The sequence below is a fragment of the Rhodanobacter sp. sgz306013 genome, from assembly GCF_057031145.1.
The window spans coordinates 301,616-323,404 of the sequence record NZ_JBXCIJ010000001.1; the positions used below are offsets into that span (position 1 = coordinate 301,616).

Sequence of the window (21,789 nt, forward strand, 5' to 3'; positions counted from 1 at the left end):
CGACGCCGGGATGGCTTGTCGTTGCGGCGGCGGTTGCCCGTCGCTGCAGCGGCTTACTTGGCGTCGCGCGGAGCGCGGCCTTCGCGGCCACCGTCACGGCGCGGCGCGCCGGCACCCTTGCGCGGAGCGGCGTCGCGATCGCGGCGCGGCGGGGCGCTCTTGCGCTCGGCCTTGGCGACCGGGTTGCCTTCCTCGTCCAGCTCGACGAACTCGTCGGCGTCGCCCTGGGCGGCGGTCGGCGCGGCGGCCTTGCCTTCCAGGATGGAATCGGCGGCGGCACGGGCGTACAGCTGGATCGCGCGGATCGCGTCATCGTTGCCGGGGATCGCGTAGTCCACCAGCTCCGGGTTGTAATTGGTGTCGACCACCGCGATCACCGGGATGCCGAGCTTCTTGGCTTCCTGCACCGCGATGTCCTCGTGGCCGATGTCGATCACGAACAGCGCGTCGGGCAGGCGGTTCATGTCCTTGATGCCGCCCAGCGAGGCCTGCAGCTTGTCGCGCTCGCGGCGGCGGGCCAGCACTTCGTGCTTGACCAGCTTGTCGAAGCTGCCGTCGGTCTCGGCCGCTTCCAGTTCCTTCAGCTTGGCCACCGACTGCTTCACGGTGCGGAAGTTGGTGAGCATGCCACCCAGCCAGCGCGCGGTGACGAAGGGCATGCCGGCGCGGGCGGCCTCCTCGGCCAGCGCCTCGCGGGCGGAACGCTTGGTACCCACGAACAGGATGGTGCCGCGCTTCTGCGCCAGGCCCGACAGGAAGTTCATCGCGTCGGTGAACAGCGGCAGGGTCTTTTCGAGGTTGATGATGTGGATCTTGCCGCGGGCGCCGAAGATGTACGGGGCCATCTTCGGATTCCAGTAACGGGTCTGGTGGCCGAAATGCACGCCGGCTTCGAGCATTTCGCGCATGGTGACTTGAGCCATGGTGTAACTCCTTGCAGTGGGCCTTGTGAGGTGCGGCCCGGGGGTTGGGACCTCCACGCATCCCCGGCTTCGACCGCGACAGCGAACTGGCGCGGCACCCCGAAGGCGGTGCCGATGCGTGTGTGGCGTTGGTTTGGGCTTGTGCCGCGGCGCGGTTACAATCCCGTCTCGTTTTGCATTGCGCGGGCGTCAATGGCGCCGGATGCAGTCTGCAAAACCGCGCAATTGTAGCCGGTGCGCCGGCAATGCGGCAAGTCGCTGGATTTCCGGCGTTTGTGCCGCCACATAGGCGAAATCATGGCGATTACCCTGAAATCCCCCAAGGACCTCGAAGGCATGCGCGTGGCCGGCCAGCTGGCCGCCGAGGTGCTGGCCATGCTCACGGACCACGTCAAGCCCGGCGTCACCACCGAGGAGCTGGACCGCCTGGCCTACGAGCACATCGTCACCGTGCAGAAGGCGGTGCCGGCCAACGTGGGCTACCACGGCTTCCCGAAGACGCTGTGCACCTCCGTCAACCACGTGATCTGCCACGGCATTCCCAGCCCGGGCAAGGTGCTGAAGGACGGCGACATCGTCAATCTCGACGTCACAGTCATCAAGGACGGCTGGCACGGCGACACCAGCCGCATGTATTTCGTGGGCACGCCCTCGGTGCTGGCCAGACGCCTGGTCGACACTGCCCACGAGGCGATGATGCGCGGCATCCGCGCGGTGCGCCCCGGCGCCACCCTTGGCGACGTGGGCCACGCGATCCAGCAGCACGCCGAGGCGGCAGGCTTCAGCGTGGTGCGCGAATACTGCGGCCACGGCATCGGCAAGGTCTACCACGACGAGCCGCAGGTGTTGCACTACGGCAAGCCCGGTACCGGTGTGGAGTTGAAGGAGGGCATGACCTTCACCGTCGAGCCGATGATCAACGCCGGCAAGCCGCACACCAAGCAGCTGCCTGACGGCTGGACCGTGGTCACCAAGGACCACTCGCTCTCCGCGCAGTGGGAACACACGATCGCGGTGACCGCCGACGGTTTCGAGATCCTGACGCCCTGGCCGGATGCGTAGCAGCCCACCCTGTGCAGGACCGCCCCGGCGCCTGATCCAGGCGAAGGCATTCGCGCACAGGGTGCGCTGCCACAGCGGGGCGGGAAGCGTGGCAGACTGACGATTCCTTCCCGTCGTCCCCGATCCCGCCGATGAGCGTCGTGCTTCCGTCCCTGCCGCGCCTGCCGCCGGCCGTGCCGCGTTCGGGCGTGTCGGCCGATGCGCGGCGTGCGCTGCGGCAATTGCTGGGGGACGTGGACCGTGCGCTGGCCACCGCGTTCCGCGACGGCGCCGACGCCAGCGCGCTGGCGCGCCGCCGCGCCGAGGCGGTGGCGCGCATCGTGGTGCACGTGTGGACGGCCTGCCTCGGCGAGGTGACGGGCGCGGCGCTGTTCGCCGTCGGCGGGTTCGGCCGTGGCCTGCTGTTCCCGCATTCCGACGTGGACCTGCTGGTGCTGGCCGAACGGCCCGGGCCGGCGCGCCTGCGCGCCCTGGAGCAATGCTTCGCCACGCTGTGGGACGTGGGTCTCAAGGTGGGGCACGCGGTGCGCGAGCCGGCGCAATGCCGCGCGCTCGCTGCCGCCGACGCCAGCGTGTTCACCAGTCTGCTAGACGCGCGCCGGCTGGCCGGCGACGCGGCCATGGACGTGCCGCTGCGCGCCATCGTGGACGATCCCGCGCTGTGGCCGCCGCGCGAATACCTCGCCGCGCGGCTGGCCGAGCGCGACGCCCGCCATGCGCGGCACAACGATACCGCGAGCAATCTCGAACCCAACCTCAAGGACGGTCCGGGCGGCCTGCGCACGCTGGACTCGCTGCGCTGGCTGGGACGCCGGCTGGCGCATGCCGGCGGCTTCGAGGCGATGCAGGACGCCGGCCTGCTCGATCCGGCCGAGCGCGCCAGCCTGTGCGACGCCGAGGCCACGTTGCGGCGCTACCGTTTCGCGCTGCACCTGGAGGCGGGGCGGCCGGAGGAGCGCCTGCTGTTCGACTACCAGCGCGCACTGGCGGGGCGGCTGGGTTTCGAGGACGAGCACGAGAAGAACCTCGGCGTCGAGCAGTTCATGCAGGGCTACTACCGTGCGGCCAGCCAGATCGAGCGGCTGGGCGTGCAGATCGCCGAGCGTTTCGTCGAGCTGCTGGAGCCGCCGGGCGAGGCCAAGCCGGTCGGCGAGGACTTCGTGCGCCACGGCACGCGCTTGTCGGCGCGCGATCCCGGACTCTTCGCGCGGCGGCCGGCGGCGCTGGTCGAGGCCTTCATCGCGCGGCTGGACGAACGGGGCCTGACCGGTTTTTCCGCCGACACCATGCGGCGCATCCACCAGGCCACCGCGCAGCATGACGGCAGGCTGGCCGACGATCCCGAGGTGCTGGCCGCGTTCCTGCGCCTTCTCAAGCGTGGCGCGCCGGCGGTGGATGCGCTGTGGCGGATGAACCGGCACGGGCTGCTGGCCGCGATCCTGCCCGCGTTCGGCAAGGTGGTCGGGCGCATGCAGTACGACCTGTTCCACGTCTACACCGTGGACGAGCACACGCTGCGCGTGCTGCGCCAGATGGCGCGCTTTGCCGATCCCGATGCGCGTGCCGAATTCCCCGTCGCCTGCGACGTCTGGGCCAGCCTGGGGCAACCGGAACTGATGTTGCTGGCCGGCCTGTTCCACGACATCGCCAAGGGCCGCGGCGGCGACCATTCCGTGCTGGGCGAAGGCGACGCGCGTGCGTTCTGCGCCAAGCTGGGTTTGCCTGCGGCCGATGGCGAGCGCGTGGCCTGGCTGGTGCGTTGGCATCTCCTGATGAGCACCACCGCGCAGCGGCAGGACATCACCGACCCCGACGTGGTGCGCCGTTTCGCCGACACCGTGGGCGACCGCGAGCGGCTGGGCCGGCTTTACCTGCTCACCGTGGCCGATATCATCGGCACCAGCCCGAAGCTGTGGAACGGCTGGAAGGACCGCCTGCTGGCCGACCTGTTGGCCGCCGCGCGGCAGGCGCTGCGCAGCGATACCCGACCCGGCCACGATGCCGCGGCGCGCATCGACGCCTGCCGCGCGCAGGCACTGATCCTGCTGCAGGACGAGGGCATCGCCGCGGAAGCGGCCGAGCGTGCTTGGAGCGTGTTTCCCGCGTCCAGCTTCCTGCGCCACCGCCCCGAGCAGATCGCCTGGCAGACCGCGGCGATCGTGCGCGCGGACGGCGCGTGGCCGCTGGTCGCCGTGCACCCGCTTTCGGTGCGCGGCAGCACCGAGCTGTTCGTCTGCACGCCCGACCGTGACGGACTGTTCGCCAGCGTCACCGCGATGCTGGACCGGCTGCACTTCTCGGTGGTGGAGGCACGCATCCTCAACTCTACCGCCGGCCTGGCGATGGACACCTTCCTGTTGCTGGAGGCGGACGGCCAGCAGCCGGCCAGCGCAGATCGCGCGGAGGAATTGCGCGCACGCATGCAGCGCGCGCTGGCGCAGGGCGGCCAGATCCTGCCGCCGCGGCGCAGCATGTCGCGCCAGCTCAAGCACTTCCAGATGCCGCCGCGGATCGACTTCCGCCAGGCCGACGGACGCACCCGCATGGCCCTGGTATGCAGCGACCGTCCGGGCCTGCTGGCCGCGGTGGCGCAGGTGCTGGTGGCCTGCGCGGTGCGCGTGCACGACGCGCGCATCGCCACCTTCGGCGAGCGGGTGGAGGATTTCTTCCAGCTCAGCGACCGCGCCGATGCGCCGCTGGACGACGCCCTGCAGGAGCGCCTGCGGCAGTCCCTGCTGGCGCGACTGGGGCAGGGCGCCTAGCCAGTCCGGCGCGTCAGTCCGCGGCGTCGGCGCCCCACAGCGCTTCCATGCCGACCCGGATGCCCAGCGACGACAGGTCCACCACTTCGGTGACGGCGTGCGCCTCGATGTCGCCGCGCCGCCGGATCGGCGAGTGCAGGCGCAGGCCGTCGTGCGTGGTGAGCGAGGCCACCACTGGCTGGTGGCCGGCCGACTGTCGCTGCAGCACCACTGCAAGCGAACCGTTGCGCAGGCGCACGCCGGTGCCGGGCGGGTAAACGCCCAGCGTCTTGATGAACACCCGGGCCAGGTGCTCGTCCAGCGCCGCCCCTTCGTTGAGGAACAGCCAGCGCAGCGCCTGCGTCGGCTGCAACGGCGGCCGGTAGTCGCGGCCCGCGACGCGCGCGCAATAGATATCGCCCAAGGCTACCAGGCATGCCGCCCGGCCGATCTGCGCACCGCGCTTGCCGTCGGGATAGCCGCTGCCGTCGCTGCGCTCGTGGTGGTCGCGCACGGTTTCGAGCCACGCGGTGCTGGTGATGCCGCGCTCGCGCAGCATCGCCACGCCGAGCCGGCAGTGCGCGCGCACCATCGCATGCTGCACGTCGGACAGCGGGCCCTCGCACGCGACCAGCGCATCGTGCAGGGCGAACATGCCGATGTTCATCGTCAGCGCGGCCGAGACGATCGCCGCTAGTTCGCCGGCATCGAGCGCCAGCGCCATGCCGGTAAGCTGGCAGGCGATCGCCGCGTTCACCGCATGACGGCTGCTGTACGGGCCGTCGGTGCGCAGCAGGATGCTGGCCAGCGCCACGTCGGGATTGAGCCGGCAGGCCTCGCGCACCTGCGCGGCGATGTCGGCCATCCCCGCCGGGAAGTCCGCCGGTTCCGGGTCGGCCAGCAGGGCCTGCAGGCGCCGGCGCGCCTCCAGCAGCCGCGCCAGCGGCGAGCGTGCCGGTTCCGGCGACGGCGGCAGCGGGCCGCGGCATTCTTCCTCGGAACCGTAGAACAGCCCGTGCTGCAGCAGCATCTCGCGCTGCGCCGCGCTGCCGATCACTTGGCCCACGCACAGCAGCAGGTTGCCTCGGCCGTCATAGGCGTTGAAGCGCATGGGCAGGCCCACGGTCAGTTCGGTTGCGTCGATCGGGCGCCGCGGCACGGCTCCTCCTTTCGTCCGCATGCGGGATCAGTGCGGCGGCGCATGTCAGGCTTCCAGCGGTTCCGCGCAAGCCCAGGAAGCCAGCACCGGCAACGGTCCGGGCTCGGGCAGGCGGGCGAATGTCGCGTGCAGTGCATCGATCGCGCTGCCCGCCGGCGGCGTGGCCACCGGCGCCACGCCGGCCCAGGCGTTGCGGCCCTGGCGCTTGGCCGCGTACAGGCATTCGTCGGCGATGTGCACCACCTGCTCCCAGTTCAGCCGCTCCGGTTCGCTGGCGTAGAACGGGTAGCTGGCGAAGCCAATCGAGCAGCTGAGGCGCACCTGCCGGCCGTTGCCCAGTTCGAAGTGCTGCGCGGCCACCGCCGCGCGGATGCGCTCGGCGAACTGCGGGCCGGCCCCGGGCGGGGCGAAGCGGGCCACGATCAGGAACTCCTCGCCGCCGCGGCGCACCGGTGTGTCCGATTCGCGGGTGACCGAGAGCAGCACATCGCGGAACTGCAGCAGAACGCGGTCACCGGTGGCATGGCCATAGCTGTCGTTGATCTGCTTGAAGTGGTCGATGTCCACCATCAGGAACAGCAGCTGTGCCGGCGGCGGATGGCCGGGCCCGAGCGATTGCCGGTCCCGGCAGTGGCGGCGCGCGGCGGCAAGGTCATGCTCGATGTGTTCGTTGAGGTAGCGGCGGTTCTTCAGGCCGGTCAGCGGGTCGGTGACGATCTGCTGGGCCAGTGCCTCGTTGGCCTCGCGCAGCGCCCGGTTGGCCTGCGCCAGCTCGGTGGTGCGCCGCGCCACCAGGCCGGCCAGCGCGCGGTTGCGCCGGCGCAGCGCGGCGGAGCGCCAGCGCACCAGCAGGCTCAGCGCCAGCATCCCGGCGGCGACCCACAGCAGCCATGCCCAGGCGGTGCGATACCAGGGCGGCAGGATGCGGAAGTCGAAGGTGGCCTCACGGCCCTGCTGGCCGTGCACGTTGCGCGCCCGCACGTGGAAGCGGTAGCGGCCGTCGGGGAGGTTGGTGTAGTCGCGGTAGGCGTCCTCGCTCCACGGCGACCAGCCGCGGTCCAGGCCCTGCAGCCACACCTGGTAACGGTTGGCGTAGGAGTACTCGTAGCTGGGCAGCGCGAACTCGAAACGGATCGAGTTCTGCGCATAGGGAATTTCCGGCGGCTGCGTGGCGGCGAGGTGGTCGGCGAACAGCACCCGGCCGCCCTGTTCGGCCGCCATGCGCAGCAGCGTCCGCGGCGGCGGGTCCGCCGCCGCGGCGCGCGCGGGCCGGTAGCGGTACAGGCCCTTGTCGCCGCCCAGCCACAAGGTGCCGTCGGCATCGTCCAGGAACACCGACATGTCGATGCCCGCCAGCGGCTGCAAAGGCGTGTCCGCCCAGCGCCAGCCCTGGCCGGCGTGCACGGCGTGGCCGGTCTGCTTGCTGCCGTCGGCGTCGGTGACGGCATATACCCACAGGCCGCCACGGCGATCCTGGCGCAGCACGTCGACCGGTTGCGGTCCGCCGGGGAAGAGCCCGGCGAACGCCGGGTCGAGCGAGAAGCGCTTGCTGGCTCCGTCGAAGCGATAGATGCCGTGCGGCGTGGTGAAGCGCAGCCGGCCGTCAATCATCACCAGGTCGTTCTGTTCCGGCGGCAGGCCCTCGGCTGCGCCGAAGCGTTCGACCTTGACGGTGCGCCTGTCGCGCGGCCCCTGCCAGTCCGGCGGCAGGCTCAGGCGGATCGCGCCGCCGACCCACAGGCTCAGCCACAAGTGGCCTTCGGCGTCCTGGCGGATCGTGCGCACTTCCTGGCGCACGCCGGCAATGCGGCCTTCGTCGATCCAGCGGCCGTCCTGCTGGCGCAGCGTGCCGATGCCGTCCGGGTAGCCCACGAACACGCGCGACGGATCGCGCGTGGAGCGGCGCAGGCTGAGAGCCGTCGTCGAGAGCGCGTTCTGGCGGGTGTCCAGCAGTTGCCGGAACCTGCCGTCTGCGAGGGCAAACACGCCGTCGCTGCTGGCGACCAGCAACTGGTCGTCCACCTCGGCAAAGCCCCAGATCTGCCCCGTCACCCGGGGCAGGCGTTCGAAATGGGCGTCGGCGCCGTCCACCAGCCGGTACAGCCCGTCGGACGTGCCCGCGTAGAGCGTGCCCGCATGGCGCTGCAGCGCCTGCACGCCGTCCGGCAGGCCGCCTCGTTCGCCGTAGTGGGTCAGCGGCGAACCGAGGTCGATCCGGCTGATGCCGTTGCCGGCGGCGATCCACAGGCCGCCTTCGCGGTCCTGGAGCTGCGCCAGCATCATGTTGGTGGTCAGGCCGCTGCCACGGGTCAGTGTGCGCAACAGGTGGCCTTGCGCATCGAGCAGGTACAGGCCGCCGCGCAGCGTGCCCGCGGCGAGCCGGCCGTCGGCCAGCCAGCTCGCGTTGTACAGCTGGCTCTTGCGGATCGCCGCGTCGGCCTCGGTGGCCCAGGGGCGGTAGCTGTCGCCGTGGCGGATGAACCAGCCCTGCGTGCGGGTACCCACCAGCAGGTCGCCGGGCTGTGCGTCCGGCCCGCGCCAGGGCAGCAGCGCATAGATCTTCTCGTCGGCGAACCGGCTGCCGCCGGGCGACAGTTCCAGTCGCTCGCCGTCCAGTTGCAGCAGGCCCAGGCCGGTCTCGCGGATGTACAGCTTGCCGTTGACCAGGAAGCTCAGGTGGAAGCTGGTCTTCGGCTTCCATACCTCCATCGCGCCGTCCCGGTAGCGGAACAGCTGGGTCGAGGTGGCGAAGAACACCCCGTCGGCCGTGGGGTGGATCGACCACACGTCGGCAAAATCGCGCTCGCTGGACGGGATCTTGTCCAGCAGTGAGACGAAACGCAGCTGACCGGCGGCGTCCGGCTCCAGGTAGCCCAGGTTGCCCACCGTGCCGACGTAGATGCGGCCGTCGGCGCCCAGCGCCAGCGAGCGTACCGCGGCGCGGTTGGGTACCGGGATGCGCTGCCAGCGCGCGCCATCGAAGGCCAGCACGGCGCCGTCGACGTTGCCCACGTAGATCACCCCCTGCCGGTCCTGCGCCAGCGACCAGTTCTGCGCCGCCGCGCCGTAGCTGCGGGGATCGAAATTGCGGATGAACGGCAGGCCGGCCTCGATCGATGCCGCTGGCGCGGACGCCGCCCACGCGGGCGCCGCCAGCACGAGGCCGGCGAGCAGGCAGTAGGCGACGAGCGCCAGCACCCGGAACAGGCGCGGGCGGCGTTTCATCTGCTTGTCTACGGAGGTGCCCCTCTCATCCATCACGCCCTCAGCATGGCCAGCCGTTGCGGGAGGCCCGGTACAGACCGGCAAGCAAGAGTCTTGCCGAGACGGGTATCGGCCATCGGCCGCGGAACTTGAACGGGGCGGAAACGGGGCGGGGGGTGCCCATCGCGCCGGGAAATCGACGACCTCGCCGGCCGGTTCCGTCCGCTGTGGGCCGGCGGGTGCTTCCGGCCGCCGTCGCGATCTGATTAAATGCTAGCGATTCTCATTTGCGAAGCTCCCGCGTGCCATTGACCCACCGCTTCCTCAAAGGCTGTCGCCTGGTGCACCTCTACCTCGGCGTGTTCACCGCGCCTGCCCTGCTGTTTTTCGCCATCACCGGGGGCCTGCAGACCTTCGGCCTACACGAGGCCAGGCGCGGCAGTGGCTACGCGCCGCCGGAATGGCTGGCGGTGGCGGGGCAGCTGCACAAAAAACAGGACATGGCCGTGCCGCCGGCCAAGCTGCGTCCGGCTACCAACCCGGCGGCGCGGGCGGCGAACGCCGCGCCGGCGCCCGTGCCGCGCCCGGCTGTCGGGGCCGCCATGCCGCGGCAGCGGAATCCGTTGCCGTTGAAGGTCTTCACCGCGCTGGTCGCGCTGGTGCTGGCCGTGTCGACGCTGAGCGGCCTCTACCTGGCCTGGAAATACACGCGCCACGCGGGACGCATCATCGTCGTCTCCGGTGCCGGCATCGTCGTGCCGATCCTGCTCGCGCTGCTCTGAGCCCGCATGCCGGCTTCGCCACGGCGGAGGACGGATCGAGGTTTCGCCGCGTGGCCCGCGCGGGCACAATGGCAGGTGCCTCCCCCGACTGATTTGGACGTCCATTCCCCATGCAAAGCATCGAATCCCTGATCGACGACGCCTTCGGGCGTCGCAACGAACTGACCCAGGCCGAGGTCGAGACGCACCTGCGTCCCGCGCTGGGCCAGGTGCTCGACCTGCTCGAATCCGGCGAGCGCCGCGTGGCCGAGCCGGATGGGCAGGGCGGCTGGAAGGTCAACCAGTGGCTGAAGAAGGCCGTGCTGCTGTACTTCCGCATCAACGGCAACCGCGTGGTGGATGGCGGGGCGGCGCTGGCCTTCGACAAGGTGCCGCTGCGCTTCGCCCACGGCAACGAGGCCGAGCTCGAAGGCCTCGGCGCGCGCGTGGTACCCGGTGCGCTGGTGCGCCGGGGCGCGCACGTCGCCAGGGATGCGGTACTGATGCCCAGCTACGTCAACATCGGCGCGCACGTGGGCGCGGGCACCATGGTGGACACCTGGGCCACCGTGGGCTCGTGTGCGCAGATCGGCGCGCACGTGCACCTCTCCGGCGGCGTCGGCATCGGCGGCGTGCTGGAGCCGCTGCAGGCCAACCCCACCATCATCGAGGACGGTTGCTTCATCGGCGCGCGCTCGGAGGTGGTCGAGGGCGTCGTGGTGGAAAAGGGCAGCGTGATCGGCATGGGCGTGTTCCTCGGCCAGTCCACCCGCATCTACAACCGCGCCACCGGCGAGATCAGCTACGGGCGCATCCCCGCCGGCAGCGTGGTGGTGGCCGGCAGCCTGCCGGCGAAGGACGGCTCGCACAGCCTGTACGCCGCGGTGATCGTGAAGCAGGTGGACGAGAAGACGCGCGGCAAGACGTCGATCAATGAACTGCTGCGGAGCGGCGAGTAGGAGCGCACCCTGTGCGCGAATCGAAGCCCCCGCTCGCCCACACGCTGGGCTCCTACAGGAAACCCGCATGACCCAGACAACCCTCTATGGCCTGCCCACCTGCGACACCTGCCGCAAGGCGCGCAACTGGCTGGACCGTTTCGCGGTGCCTTACACCTTCGTGGACTACCGCGCCAACCCGGTGCCGGCAACCACGCTGAAGGCGTGGGCGCAGCAGCTGGGCGGCTGGGAGGCACTGGTCAACAAGTCCTCCACCACTTGGCGCAACCTGCTGCCGCAGCGCAAGAACCCTGGCAGCGATCCGGAGTGGACGCTGCTGCTGAAGGAATACCCGGCGCTGATCCGCCGCCCGGTGGTGCTCAGGGAGGACGGCGGCGTCAGCACGGGCTTCAGCGACAACGGCTTCAAGAAGCTGTTCGGGCGCTGAGGCGGGCGCGGCGGCGTAACGCGACCCGTCCTCACCGGCATAAGGGCTTCATTGCTAGGCTGCGCGCCACTGCCTGCAAGCGATACGCCCCGCATGACCAAGCGCACGATCCGCCGCTACCTCGCCAACCTGCGCATCGAGCGCGACAACGCGGCGCTGTATGCGCGGCTGGCCGAGCTGGCTGCCGATGCCCAGCTGGCGCGCGCCTACCGCCGCATCGCCGAGGGCGAGCAGGCCAACGCGGCGTTCTGGGAGGCGCATCTGCGCGAGGCGGATGCAGCCGTGCCGCCGCCGCGCACCGGCTTGCGCGTGCGCGTGCTGGGCTGGTTCGCGCAAGCCTTCGGTACCGAGTTCGTGATGCCCACCGTGGTGCGGCTGGAACATGCCGACCACGACGCCACGCCAGTGGACCGCAGCGGCCATCGCGACCATTTCCTGCCGCCCCAGCCGCGCGCCGCGCGCGGCCACAGCCACCGCGCGCGCAGCGGCAACACGCTGCGCGCGGCAGTGCTGGGGGCGAACGACGGCCTGGTTTCCAACGTCTCGCTGGTAATGGGCATGGCCGGTGCCGCCACCAGCGACCGCGCCGTGCTGCTGGCCGGCCTCGCCGGCCTGGTCGCCGGTGCCTGTTCGATGGCACTGGGCGAATGGCTCAGCGTGAACAGCTCGCGCGAGTTCTACCAGGCACAGATCACCGAGCGCGCCGAACGGCTCGCGGTGGCTCCCGAGGACGGCGTCAGCCATATCGCCGGCATCTACCGCGGGAAGGGGTTGGGCCATGCCGAGGCCGAACACCTCGCCGGGCATCTCGCGGAGACGCCGCGCGCCGCGCTGGATACCGTGGTGCGCGAGGACCTGGGGGTCGATCCCGAGGAGCTGGGCGGTTCGGCGTGGGGCGCGGCGCTGTCCTCGTTCTGCCTGTTCGCATTCGGCGCCGCGTTCCCGGTGACGCCGTACCTGTTCCTGCACGGCCATGCCGCCATGCTGGGCAGCATCGCCGCCACCGGCGTCGGCCTCGCGATCATCGGTACCGGCACGTCGCTGTTCACCGGGCGCGGCATGTTGTTCTCAATGGCGCGGCAGTTCGCGATCACCGTGGCGGCGGCGGCAGTCACCTACTGCGTGGGGCACCTCCTGGGTACGGCGGTGGGTGGCTGAGCGCCGTCTACGCGCTGCTATGCTGCGGCTTCGCCACCTGCCGCCGCCGCCATGTCCGATGTGCTCGACCTCGCCTGCGAACTGATCCGCCGCCGCTCGGTGACGCCGGACGATGCCGGCTGCCAGGCGCTGCTGGCCGAGCGGTTGCGGCGCGCGGGCTTCCGCATCGAGCACCTGCGCCATGGCGAGGTGGACAACCTCTGGGCCGTGCACGGCGACGGCACCCCGACGCTGGCCTTCCTCGGCCATACCGACGTGGTCCCGAGCGGACCGGAAACCGCCTGGCAGATTCCGCCGTTCGATCCCGCCGTCCGGAATGGACGTCTATACGGCCGTGGCGCCGCCGACATGAAGGGCGCCGTGGCGGCGATGGCGGTGGCGCTGGAGCGTTTCGTGGCGGCGCATCCCCGGCATGGCGGGCGCGTGGCGCTGTTGCTCACCAGTGACGAGGAAGGCCCGACCAACCTCGACGGCGTGCGCAAGGTCGCCGACGGTTTCCGTGCCCGCGGCGAACGCATCGACTGGTGCGTGGTGGGCGAGCCCTCGGCGAAGGCGGCGCTGGGCGACCTGATCCGCGTGGGACGGCGCGGCTCCCTTTCCGGCACGCTCGTCGTGCGCGGCGTGCAGGGGCACGTGGCCTATCCGGAGAAGGCGCTGAACCCGATCCACGCCTTCGCGCCCGCGCTGGCCGAGCTGGCGGCCGAGCGCTGGGACGAGGGCAATGCGGATTTTCCGCCCACCTCGTTCCAGGTCTCCAACCTTACCGCGGGCACTGGCGCCAACAACGTGATTCCGGGCGAGCTCGTCGCGCTCATCAATTTCCGCTTCTGCACCGCCAGCCGCGCCGGGGACCTGCGCGCGCGCACCGAAGCGATCCTGCGCCGACACGGGCTGGATTTCGTGCTGGACTGGAACCTTTCCGGCGAACCCTTCCTCACCCCGCCTGGCGGCAGGCTGCGCGAGACGGTGGTGGCCGTGTGCCGCGATCTGTGCGGCACCGAGCCCGAGCAGAGCACCGGCGGCGGCACCTCCGATGGCCGCTTCATCGCGCCGCTGGGCGCCGAGGTGGTGGAACTGGGCCCGGTCAACGCCACCATCCACAAGGTGGACGAATGCGTGGACGTGGCCGACCTCGAGCGCCTGCCGGATTTGTACCAGGCGATCTGCGGGCGCCTGCTGCCGAGGTGATTGCGATCTACTTGGAGTTGGATCAGGCGGTAACCATCTTCGTAACTGCAGGATTGACTGGTACGCCCCCCCCCGGACCGGGCCGACGGCGGGCTGCGCCGCATGGGCGTGGACAAGCGGTGCGGCGGCGATCCCGATGCGCACGGCGTTGGCAAGATGCTGGCGTGCCCTGAGCAACCGGACCGCGGGCTTGCGGGCCGGTCGCGACGGCCGGGCGCGCAAAGAAGGCCGCCTCACAGCTTGCCCTGTTCCACCTGCCTTTCGCGCTGCATCAGCGTCCACTCCGCGTGCTCGGTCAGTGCCGCATCGCCCAGCGACAGCAGGATCTCGCGCTGTTCCTCGGGATCGTGCGTGCGGTCGAGCGCCGCGCGTGCGCTGGCGAAGATGCGCTGCATGAAGCGGTACTGCTTGATCAGCTCCTTGTCGGCCTTGCGGTAGGCGTAGGCCTCGCGCACGGCGGCGACGATCGACAGCACCGCCATTGCCGTCACCAGCACCGTCTTCTGCGTGTCCGCAAGGCGGAACACGAACACGGCGAGGAACACGCTGATCGCGATGCCGCCCCACAGGCTGACCGAGCCTATCGTCTCGGTGACGCGATGCAGCCCCGCGTGCTCGGCAGTCTTGTGTTCGTAGTAATGCAACTGGCCCGACTTGCCCGACTCGCCCACCCATTCCGCGATGACGCAGGCAAGCCCGGCCTCCGTCGATGCCGCCGGGGCGGCCGGCGGATGCAGTGCGCAGACCCGCATCACGTTGCGGATCCAGCCGAGTTCGACGTTCTGCCGCTGCAGGAAGTTGTCGTGCGCGAATTCGTGTTCTCCGCTCATCGAGATGTTCGCGCGCCGCCAGTACGACTGGATGCGTAGGCCCTCGGCCAGTGCGCGGTAGTCCAGGTACTTGCGGTGCCACTCGCGGCGGCGGGCGATCACGGCCACCAGGGCGCCGAGCGCGAACAGCAGCAGGAACAGGTAGATCAGGTAGTTCTGCCCCGGCAGGTGCGCGTAGCAGGCGAAGGCGATGCCCATCAGCGCGGCCAGCGTGTAGGTCGAGCGCAGCGCCAGCAGCACCCGGCGCTGGAAATGGATGGCCAGCCAGTCGGCCGCGTGGAACAGCCGGTCGACGCTCGTCGCGGCGCCCGGGCCGGTCCCCTGCGCGACGGTCGCGGAGGTCTCGATGGCCGCGGCGTATTTGGCGCAGTCGGCGTTGAACTCGGTCATGTGCGCGAACATCCGCTGGAACTCGGCCGGCTTGTCCGGATCTTTCGCCGCCGCGGAGTCGGCGCTGCGCCACAGGGTCTGTAGCGGTTGCAGGCCGGCGGCGGGTGTACCGTCGGCCGCATCGCGCGAGCAGACGATGTGGTACAGCAGGCGCTCGTCGCCGGTACCCAGCGCATGGCGCGCGCGCTGGCGTCGGCTGAGGTGACCGGGCAGCGTGCCGCTCAGGTGGTACCCCACGATCTGGGCGGTGCCGCCGATCCGGTGGGAGGGCTTGCCGTCCCAGATCGCCAGCAGGATGTGGCAATGGCTGGCGATGTAGACACCGGCCTGCGCATAGCGGCGATCGCGCGCCGTGCCGGGCGAACCGACCTCGTGCAGCGGCTGGTCCGCATGCAGCGGCAGTTCCACGACTTCGGCCCGGGCGCACAAGGCGTCGAAGCCGGCGCGTGCCGCCGGGTCGATGAAGTCGTCCTCGTACAGCTCGCGCGGCAACGGCAGCGGCGCCAGCAGCCTCGCGCCCGCGGCCAGCGCCTCCTGCGCCACCAGCTGGTCGCCGCCCTCGGCCAGTGCTGACAACAGCAGCAGTGGCAGGCCGGGGTACTCGCGCCGCAGCCGCGCGAAGAAGCTGCGCACGCGTTGCCGTATCGGTGCGATCTCGCCTACGGCCAGATTGCGATGGCTGGTGACGCCGATGACCAGGGGCACGATGATCGGGTTGATGGAGTCTGGGAGTGACATCGGCCTCGGCCGTCGGTTCGCGGGGCCGGCGTCAGGTGTTCCTGATCGTCGGATTGGCCGTGTTGGAGGCGCCGTTGGTGGCCACCCACGGCGTCTGGTACACCCGGTCGCCGAAGCGTGCGAACAACAGGTATGGCCAGTGGCCCCGACTCCCGTTGCCGGTGTGGTGGTTCATCACCCTGAGCTGGTGAGGGGCGGGCTTCGAGAAGGATCGGAAGATGCCTTCGGGTGGCCGGCTGACGGACCACTGGAAGCCCGGGTTGGAGTCGTCGAGCGCGCAGAATTCGCCGTGGCTGGCGTTGCCGACCAGGGTCCAGCAGATGCCTTGGCCCTCGGGGTGCTGGCTGAACTCGTGCAGGTGTCTGCCGTTGTTGACCACGAGATAGCCGTGGCCGGGCAGATCCGTGTTGAGGGTGACTTCGATGACGAGGTCTTGGTTCATGGCGTGCTCCCAGGCTTGAGGGTCGACGACGGCAACTCCGGCCGGATGTTGCTCCGGGCCCGGTGTTCAGCGCGGCAGGCCTGCGATACCGGCGCTGGTCGCCAGCAGTTGTTTCTGGAAACCGGTATTGGGCGGATAGCTCATACGCGCGTGCAGCACGATGGCCAGCAGTTGCGCATCGCGATAGCCGCTGCCCCTCAGTTGCCGTATCAGCGGCCGTGCGGCGGCCTTGTCGCCCAGCGCCAGCAGCGCCTGTACCTGCAAGGCCAGCAGGCGGGGGTCGTTGCGCCCGTGCGGCTGGCTCTGCAGCGCCGCCAGTGCGTCGCGGCGCAGTTGTTGCGCGATGCGCGGATCGGGGCTGACCTCGGCCAGCAGCAGGCGGGCATCGGTGGTGGACAGCAGCGTGGCGCGGTCCCGTGGTTGCTGCGCCAGCAACGGGTCGAGCTGGTCCAGCGCGGATTGCGCCTGGGTGCGCGCGGCCTCCCTTTGTCCGTCTGCCAGAAGTTGGGCGGCCTGCTCCGTGCGCGCCTCGGCGAGCTCGAGCCGGACCTCGGTGTCGGTGGGATCCTGCCGCGCAAGCTCGCCAAGGATGGCCAGCGAGCGGGCCAGCAGCGCCTGCGCCGCCTTGGGGTCGCCGTTGAGGCGACGCATCCTGGCCAGCTGCGAGGCGTAGCGTGCGAGATCCTCGCGGATGCCATCGTTGTGTGGGTCGACCTGCACCAGTGCGGTAGCGGTGTCGACGGCCTGCTGCAGGTGGCGCATGCCGTCGCCGTCGTCGCCGGTCAGGGCCAGCACGCGTCCCAGGATGGCGTGGACGACCAGCATGTTGTCCTGCTGGCTGTTGTTGCGCGGGTCGCGTGCGGCCAGCCTCGACTCGATTGCGTCGTCCGCGCTGTAGTGGGCAAGGGCAGTGGCAAGGTCGCCGTGCAGCAGCGCCAGCTTGCCGAGGTTGTTATGCGCCTGCCCGAGTTGCACGGCCCATTCCGTATCGCCGGGTCGCAGGGCCGTGAGCTGCTGCATCAGGGCCAGCATCTGTTCGTACTGGGGCGCGGCTTGGTCCAGCCGGCCACGGGCTTCGAGCACATGGCCGATGTTGTTGTCGATCGCGCTCAGCTGGAAGAACAAGGCCAGGTCGCGGGCGCCGCTAATCCTGGCGCCCTGCAGCGCCTGCTGTGCGGCTTCGAATGCCCGCTGCGCATCGTCGAGCCGGCCCTGGTACCAGTAGGTCATCCCCACATAGGCCAGGGTGCGGGAATAAGCGACCTGCCGAGGCGTGTCCCGGGGCGCCTCGCGTGCCAGCGTGCCGGCCAGCTTCGCGGCGGCCTGGTAGGCCAGCAGCGCGGCCGGCAAGTGGCCCTGTTCTTGGCGCACGCTGCCGATTTTTTCCAGCGCCTTGGCACGCTGCGTCAAAGCCTGCTCGGTGACGTCGCCAGTCGGCAGTGAGGCGAAATACGCCATCGCCTTGTCGTCGACCGCCTCCATGATGTCGAGGCGCTTGACTTGGGCCAGCTTGTCGTTGAGATCGCCGAGCATGAAGCCGACCAGGTCCTCGGCCTGTTTCTGCCGACGCTCGGCATCGAGCTGGGCGACCACGGCGGCATGCCGGGCGAACAGTGCAGCGACCGCGAGCGTGGTGGTCAGCGCCGTCACCACCAGCGCACCGGCCGTGACTGCGGCCAAGCGGCGGTTGCGCCGCCGCAGTTCGCGCTGCTTCAGGCGGTCGTAGTCCAGGTCGAGCAGGCCGGCGATCAGCTTCAGCTTGGCGTTGCCCTTGCCGTCCCTGCCGGCGCGGGCGTCGGCGGCGACCAGTTCGGTGCGCTCGTCGGTGGGTTGGCTGTCTGCATCGAGCCTGAAACGCAGCGCGGGCGCGAAACATTCCTCGGTTGCGCGGCCGGCGAGGTCGCTTGCGTTCGGTTCGCCGGCCACGATCAGGCAGAAGATGCGCTCGCTGCGGCCGAGCCGCTTGAACGCCAGCACTTCCTCGTTGACCCAGTGCGAAACCGCCGAGTGCGGCGAGCAGATCACGATCAGATTCGCGGACTGCGCCAGCGCTGCGTGGACCTTGCGGCCGAGATCGGTGGCGCTGGCCAGTTCGTCGCGGTCGCGGAAGATCGGCGCGAGACGTTTTGGAATCACGCCGGCCGCCGTGGTCTGGCCGACCAGCCGGCGCGGGATCGCGTAGGTCTCCAGCGCCTTGTGCAGCCAGTCGGCCCAGGACTTGTCCTGGTGGCTATAGCTGATGAACGCGCGATACCGGAAGTCCGGCAGCGCGGCGGAGGGCGCCATGACGCACTGCACTCCAGGGCGAGACTGCGGCACTCCCTTGCCGGGGAATCCCCACAACGCCGATCGGCAGGCCGGAACAGTGAGCGCTGTGTCGCCTGCCGGAGGTGGGCCACGTTACCACCAAAATGTGATGCAGCTCACATTTTGGTGGTAGGGGAATGCAGGTGATTCCCGCAGTGCAACAAGCACGCAGCCTGCCCGGCGCCGGGGGAGTCAGTCCAGCGTCAGCGTGTGCTGCGCGGGGCCGGGCAGCAGGGGCGTGGGGCGGCCGTGCACCCAGTCCTCATCGCCGCGGCCGTAGTACGGCGACAGCGGGTGGTCGCTCTGGCCACCCGGCATTTCCAGCACGCCTTGCGCCTCGTGGCCCGGCGACACGTCCAGGCGTTCGGAGGCGCCGAAGCCGGGGCGCGCCACACGCGGCATGTCGTCGTCGCCGGGCAGTTCGTCGTCCGGCATGTCGAGGAAGTGCGCCACGAAGCCGGGCAGGGCGCGCGACAGCGGGTGATCGATTTCCGCATGGTTGATCTCGCCCCAGCTGCGTGCGGCCAGCCCGCCGCGCCTGCTGCCCAGCCGGTCGGTGACCCGGCGCGCGGCGTCGAGCAGCAAGGCATGCCAGTTCGCGTATTCCGGATCGAGCAGGTTCATCGGCTGGCGCTGCACCAGCATCCACACCGCGGCCTCCGGATCGCCGGGGCCGGGCCAGGCGAAGCCGTGGTACTTCGCCTTGACGCGGGCGGCGAACGGCGCCAGCACCGCGTCGTGCACCTCGTTGCGAAATGCGCGTACCAGGCGGTAATCCACGCTGTCCGGATCGGCGCGGTCGCGCCAGGCGGCGGTGAGTTCGCGCAGCTGGCGCAGGGCCGGATCCCGGGTGCCTGCCAGAGTGTCCTGCAGCAGGCGCTGCCAGCGGGTTAGGAACACCGCGCGGTCGTCGAGCTGGATGTCGAGCAGGTTGCCTGGCGTGAAGTCCGCATACGCGGACAGGTCGTCGCGGATCTGCCGCGCCCGTGCGCCGAGGTCGCGGCCGCCGTCGCCGAGCAGGGCCAGCGCATCGCCGCCCACGGTGCGGTTGTTCGCCGTCCACAGGCGGCCGTCGGCGGGATCGAGCACGCGCGGATACTGCGCAGGCGCGGCCCAGCCGGTCCAGCCGGTGCCCGCCTGCGACCAGTCGGCCGGCAATTGCGGATCGAAGCCGCTGCGCAGCGGGATGCCGTTGCCGGCGATGGTCCAGCCGATGTGGCCGGCGTCGTCGGCCACCAGCATGTTCTGCGGCGGCATGCCGAAGGTGGGTGCGAGATCCAGCGCGGCCGCGGTGCTGGTGGTGCGCTCCAGCTGCATCAGGCCGAGGTTGTAGCTGCGCGGGTCCTGGGCGATCCAGGCCAGCGCCAGCGGCGTGCCGTCGGTGTCTTTCGCTACGATCGGGCCCCAGCGTGTGTCCTCCACCTTGAGCGTGCGCGGCGCCTCGCCCTTCACGCGGATGGTCTCCTCGTGCGCATGCAGCATCGCCCAGCCGCCGGGCACCCGATAGCGCGCGGGATCGTGCGGATCGCGCCGCACCCGCACCCAGTCCATCCAGTCGCCGTAACTGTTGGTGAAGCCCCAGGCGATCTGGCCGTTGGAACCCGCCACCAGTGCCGGCGTGCCGGGCAGGCTCACGCCCACCACGTCGCGCTCGCCGTGCGGGGCGCCGGGGTCGGGATAGCGCAGGCGGGTGCGGAACCAGATGTCGGGCACGCGCAGCGCCAGGTGCATGTCGTTCGCCAGCATCGCCGCGCCGGTGCCGGTGAGCCAACCCGCCACCGCGAAGTTGTTGCTGCCCGGGCGGTGCGCATCGCGGCGGGGCGCCAGTACAGCGGCGAGGTCGCCGACCGGTCTCGCCGCGGGCAGCGTGCGCAGGTCGAAGCTGCCGGCGTCGGGCGGCACCGGCTGCGGCGACAGCGGCCCGGCCAGCGGCGCCTCCCAGGTGGGATCGGGCGCCAGCAGGAAATCCACCAGCGCCGCCGGCAGCACCGCGCGCATCTCGGCGATGTGCAGCTCGCGCGTATCGCGGCCGTCGTGGTTGAGGTCGAGGTACATCGCGGCGATCACCAGCAGCGTGTCCTCGGAGCGCCACGGCTTCGGCGTCGCGCCCAGCAGCAGGTATTCCCAGGGCCGCACGCGCAGTGCGGCCAGGCCGGCATTGACGCCGTCGCGGTAGCGGTCGAGCACCTGCCGCTGTGCGGGCGGCAGGCGCGCATAGGCCGCTTCGGCCACTGCGCGCAGGCGGTGGCGGCGATGGTCGAGATCGGTGGGCAGCGCCGCCGCGCCGACCAGTTCGGCCAGTTCGCCGGCCGCGACGCGTCGGCTCAGGTCCATCTCGAAATAGCGCTCCTGCGCGTGCACGTAGCCCAGCGCATAGTCGAGGTCGCTGCGGTTCTTGCCGCTGAGCGTCACCGCACCCAGTACATCGCGCTGGATGACGACCGGCGCCTGCAGGCCGCCGGCCCGCACCCGGCCATCCAGTTGCGGGCGGCTGCCGGCGAGCAGGTACCAGCCGGTGCCCAGTGCCGCCAGCAGCAAGGCCGGCACCGCGAGCAGCAGGCCGCGCAGCCCGCGGACGCGGCGCAGGTTCATTGCGGCACGAATACCGCGAAGATGCCGGCGTAGGGCTTGACCAGGAAGGCCGGCGCGCCGGAGTAGCCTTCGCCATTGACGAAGATCTGCGAGATGCTGCCGTCCAGGTACAGCGCGTCGCGGCAGCCCAGCTTGTCGCGGAACAGCCGCGCGAACCCGTGGAAGTTCACCGGCACCTCGCTTACCGCGAACACCACTTTATGCGGCGTCTTCGCGCAGACGCCGCTGCGCCATTTCAGGCTGCCGGAGTCGTCCACGAAGCTGGGGTTGAGCTGGCCGGCTATCACCAGCATCGGGCCGGATTGCGTCGCCCAGCGCACCGGCCTGCGATCGGCCTTGAAGTCCGCGCTGGTGCGCACCGCGGCACTGCCGTCGGGGTAGATCGCGAACACGCCGTTAGGCAGCAGCGAGAAGTTGCCCGAGGCCGGGTTGCCGTGCGCCATGTTTAGCGGCACCAGCGTCTTGCCGTCCTCCACGTACAGGCCCAGCGGCGCGGCCTTGCGGTCGTAGATGCCGGCGTTGGCGGCGAACAGCAGGCGCTGGCCGTGCGCCTCGCCCCATTGCTGCAGGCTCTCGATGTCGCCGTAGGCCTCGCCGGTGGCCGGGTCGCGCCAGTGCAGGCTGAGCGGGTCGCGCTTCAGGTCCAGCGTCACCACGCGGTAGTTCTGGCCGTCGAAATTCAGCTCGCGGCTCGCCGGCGCGCGCGTCGACGCCCCGCAGCCGGCCGCGCCCCCCAGCAACGCCAGCAGCGGCAGCCAGCGCCAGCGGCGGAGACCCGCGCGGACCGGGTGATTTGTGCGGGAGGACATGCGCATCCGCCGATGGTCGCCGCCCGGTACGGGTCGATGCAAGTCCGCGGCAAGGGCAGCGCCGGCGCCGCTACAATCGACCCTTTACGCGGTCGTTTT

Annotated in this window: 15 protein-coding genes; 7 read left to right on the forward strand and 8 right to left on the reverse strand. The window is 70.6% G+C overall.

Translation table 11 applies throughout. The features are described 5' to 3' along the window. Positions 1 to 53: 53 nt before the first annotated feature. Positions 54 to 923, reverse strand: a complete 870-nt coding sequence (gene rpsB, locus AC2EWF_RS01400) for a 30S ribosomal protein S2 (protein ID WP_483637569.1) — start codon at positions 921 to 923, stop codon at positions 54 to 56. Between the two features lie 297 nt (positions 924 to 1,220). Here rpsB and map point away from each other — a divergent pair, with 297 nt between their 5' ends. Together map and glnD are read left to right on the forward strand one after the other, a co-directional pair. Then, positions 1,221 to 1,985, forward strand: coding sequence for a type I methionyl aminopeptidase (gene map, locus AC2EWF_RS01405; protein ID WP_483637570.1), 765 nt, complete (start codon positions 1,221 to 1,223; stop codon positions 1,983 to 1,985). A gap of 131 nt (positions 1,986 to 2,116) precedes the next feature. Further along, positions 2,117 to 4,747 carry a [protein-PII] uridylyltransferase gene (gene glnD / locus AC2EWF_RS01410; protein WP_483637571.1) on the forward strand — a complete coding sequence of 877 codons (2,631 nt, stop codon included), beginning with the start codon at positions 2,117 to 2,119 and terminating at the stop codon, positions 4,745 to 4,747. Positions 4,748 to 4,760: 13 nt separating this feature from the next. Here the strand turns inward: glnD and AC2EWF_RS01415 are convergent, their stop codons facing one another. Further along, positions 4,761 to 5,885 carry an HD-GYP domain-containing protein gene (locus tag AC2EWF_RS01415; RefSeq protein WP_483637572.1) on the reverse strand — a complete coding sequence of 375 codons (1,125 nt, stop codon included), beginning with the start codon at positions 5,883 to 5,885 and terminating at the stop codon, positions 4,761 to 4,763. A gap of 45 nt (positions 5,886 to 5,930) precedes the next feature. After that, positions 5,931 to 9,110: a ligand-binding sensor domain-containing diguanylate cyclase gene (locus AC2EWF_RS01420; protein ID WP_483637573.1), complete on the reverse strand. Its 3,180-nt coding sequence runs from the start codon at positions 9,108 to 9,110 to the stop codon at positions 5,931 to 5,933. A 281-nt stretch (positions 9,111 to 9,391) separates the two neighbouring features. On the opposite strand from AC2EWF_RS01420, the gene AC2EWF_RS01425 reads away from it, so the two are divergent. From AC2EWF_RS01425 to dapE, 5 genes are all read left to right on the forward strand, one after another. Then, positions 9,392 to 9,871: a PepSY domain-containing protein gene (locus AC2EWF_RS01425; protein WP_483637574.1), complete on the forward strand. Its 480-nt coding sequence runs from the start codon at positions 9,392 to 9,394 to the stop codon at positions 9,869 to 9,871. A 110-nt stretch (positions 9,872 to 9,981) separates the two neighbouring features. Further along, positions 9,982 to 10,809 (forward strand): 2,3,4,5-tetrahydropyridine-2,6-dicarboxylate N-succinyltransferase, encoded by an 828-nt coding sequence (gene dapD / locus AC2EWF_RS01430; RefSeq protein WP_483637575.1) that lies wholly within the window; start codon positions 9,982 to 9,984, stop codon positions 10,807 to 10,809. 67 nt (positions 10,810 to 10,876) lie between these two features. Further along, positions 10,877 to 11,236, forward strand: coding sequence for a Spx/MgsR family RNA polymerase-binding regulatory protein (locus AC2EWF_RS01435; protein ID WP_483637576.1), 360 nt, complete (start codon positions 10,877 to 10,879; stop codon positions 11,234 to 11,236). 93 nt (positions 11,237 to 11,329) lie between these two features. Next, positions 11,330 to 12,394 carry a VIT1/CCC1 transporter family protein gene (locus AC2EWF_RS01440; protein ID WP_483637577.1) on the forward strand — a complete coding sequence of 355 codons (1,065 nt, stop codon included), beginning with the start codon at positions 11,330 to 11,332 and terminating at the stop codon, positions 12,392 to 12,394. A gap of 51 nt (positions 12,395 to 12,445) precedes the next feature. Then, on the forward strand, positions 12,446 to 13,582 hold the full coding sequence (gene dapE, locus AC2EWF_RS01445; RefSeq protein ID WP_483637578.1) for a succinyl-diaminopimelate desuccinylase: 1,137 nt from the start codon (positions 12,446 to 12,448) through the stop codon (positions 13,580 to 13,582). 233 nt (positions 13,583 to 13,815) lie between these two features. Here the strand turns inward: dapE and AC2EWF_RS01450 are convergent, their stop codons facing one another. The 5 genes from AC2EWF_RS01450 to AC2EWF_RS01470 form a co-directional block, all read right to left on the reverse strand. After that, positions 13,816 to 15,540, reverse strand: a complete 1,725-nt coding sequence (locus AC2EWF_RS01450) for a hypothetical protein (protein WP_483637579.1) — start codon at positions 15,538 to 15,540, stop codon at positions 13,816 to 13,818. A 31-nt stretch (positions 15,541 to 15,571) separates the two neighbouring features. Beyond that, complete coding sequence (locus AC2EWF_RS01455; protein ID WP_483637580.1) at positions 15,572 to 15,982, reverse strand: hypothetical protein; 411 nt, start codon at positions 15,980 to 15,982, stop codon at positions 15,572 to 15,574. A 66-nt stretch (positions 15,983 to 16,048) separates the two neighbouring features. Then, positions 16,049 to 18,268 (reverse strand): TIR domain-containing protein, encoded by a 2,220-nt coding sequence (locus tag AC2EWF_RS01460; RefSeq protein WP_483637581.1) that lies wholly within the window; start codon positions 18,266 to 18,268, stop codon positions 16,049 to 16,051. Positions 18,269 to 18,481: 213 nt separating this feature from the next. Then, positions 18,482 to 20,881, reverse strand: coding sequence for a penicillin acylase family protein (locus AC2EWF_RS01465; protein ID WP_483637582.1), 2,400 nt, complete (start codon positions 20,879 to 20,881; stop codon positions 18,482 to 18,484). Then, positions 20,878 to 21,690 carry a phosphodiester glycosidase family protein gene (locus AC2EWF_RS01470; RefSeq protein ID WP_483637583.1) on the reverse strand — a complete coding sequence of 271 codons (813 nt, stop codon included), beginning with the start codon at positions 21,688 to 21,690 and terminating at the stop codon, positions 20,878 to 20,880. Before AC2EWF_RS01470 ends, AC2EWF_RS01465 begins: the two co-directional genes overlap by 4 nt. Between the last annotated feature and the right edge of the window lie 99 nt (positions 21,691 to 21,789).

Excerpts from the sequence above, each read along its gene's own strand:
- rpsB (WP_483637569.1), bottom strand. The coding sequence starts at position 923 with ATGGCTCAAGTCACCATGCGCGAAATGCTCGAAGCCGGCGTGCATTTC.
- AC2EWF_RS01455 (WP_483637580.1), bottom strand. The coding sequence starts at position 15,982 with ATGAACCAAGACCTCGTCATCGAAGTCACCCTCAACACGGATCTGCCC.
- AC2EWF_RS01470 (WP_483637583.1), bottom strand. The coding sequence starts at position 21,690 with ATGTCCTCCCGCACAAATCACCCGGTCCGCGCGGGTCTCCGCCGCTGG.
- map (WP_483637570.1), top strand. The coding sequence starts at position 1,221 with ATGGCGATTACCCTGAAATCCCCCAAGGACCTCGAAGGCATGCGCGTG.
- AC2EWF_RS01460 (WP_483637581.1), bottom strand. The coding sequence starts at position 18,268 with ATGGCGCCCTCCGCCGCGCTGCCGGACTTCCGGTATCGCGCGTTCATC.
- AC2EWF_RS01450 (WP_483637579.1), bottom strand. The coding sequence starts at position 15,540 with ATGTCACTCCCAGACTCCATCAACCCGATCATCGTGCCCCTGGTCATC.
- dapE (WP_483637578.1), top strand. The coding sequence starts at position 12,446 with ATGTCCGATGTGCTCGACCTCGCCTGCGAACTGATCCGCCGCCGCTCG.
- AC2EWF_RS01420 (WP_483637573.1), bottom strand. The coding sequence starts at position 9,110 with ATGAAACGCCGCCCGCGCCTGTTCCGGGTGCTGGCGCTCGTCGCCTAC.
- AC2EWF_RS01465 (WP_483637582.1), bottom strand. The coding sequence starts at position 20,881 with ATGAACCTGCGCCGCGTCCGCGGGCTGCGCGGCCTGCTGCTCGCGGTG.
- dapD (WP_483637575.1), top strand. The coding sequence starts at position 9,982 with ATGCAAAGCATCGAATCCCTGATCGACGACGCCTTCGGGCGTCGCAAC.
- glnD (WP_483637571.1), top strand. The coding sequence starts at position 2,117 with ATGAGCGTCGTGCTTCCGTCCCTGCCGCGCCTGCCGCCGGCCGTGCCG.
- AC2EWF_RS01440 (WP_483637577.1), top strand. The coding sequence starts at position 11,330 with ATGACCAAGCGCACGATCCGCCGCTACCTCGCCAACCTGCGCATCGAG.
- AC2EWF_RS01435 (WP_483637576.1), top strand. The coding sequence starts at position 10,877 with ATGACCCAGACAACCCTCTATGGCCTGCCCACCTGCGACACCTGCCGC.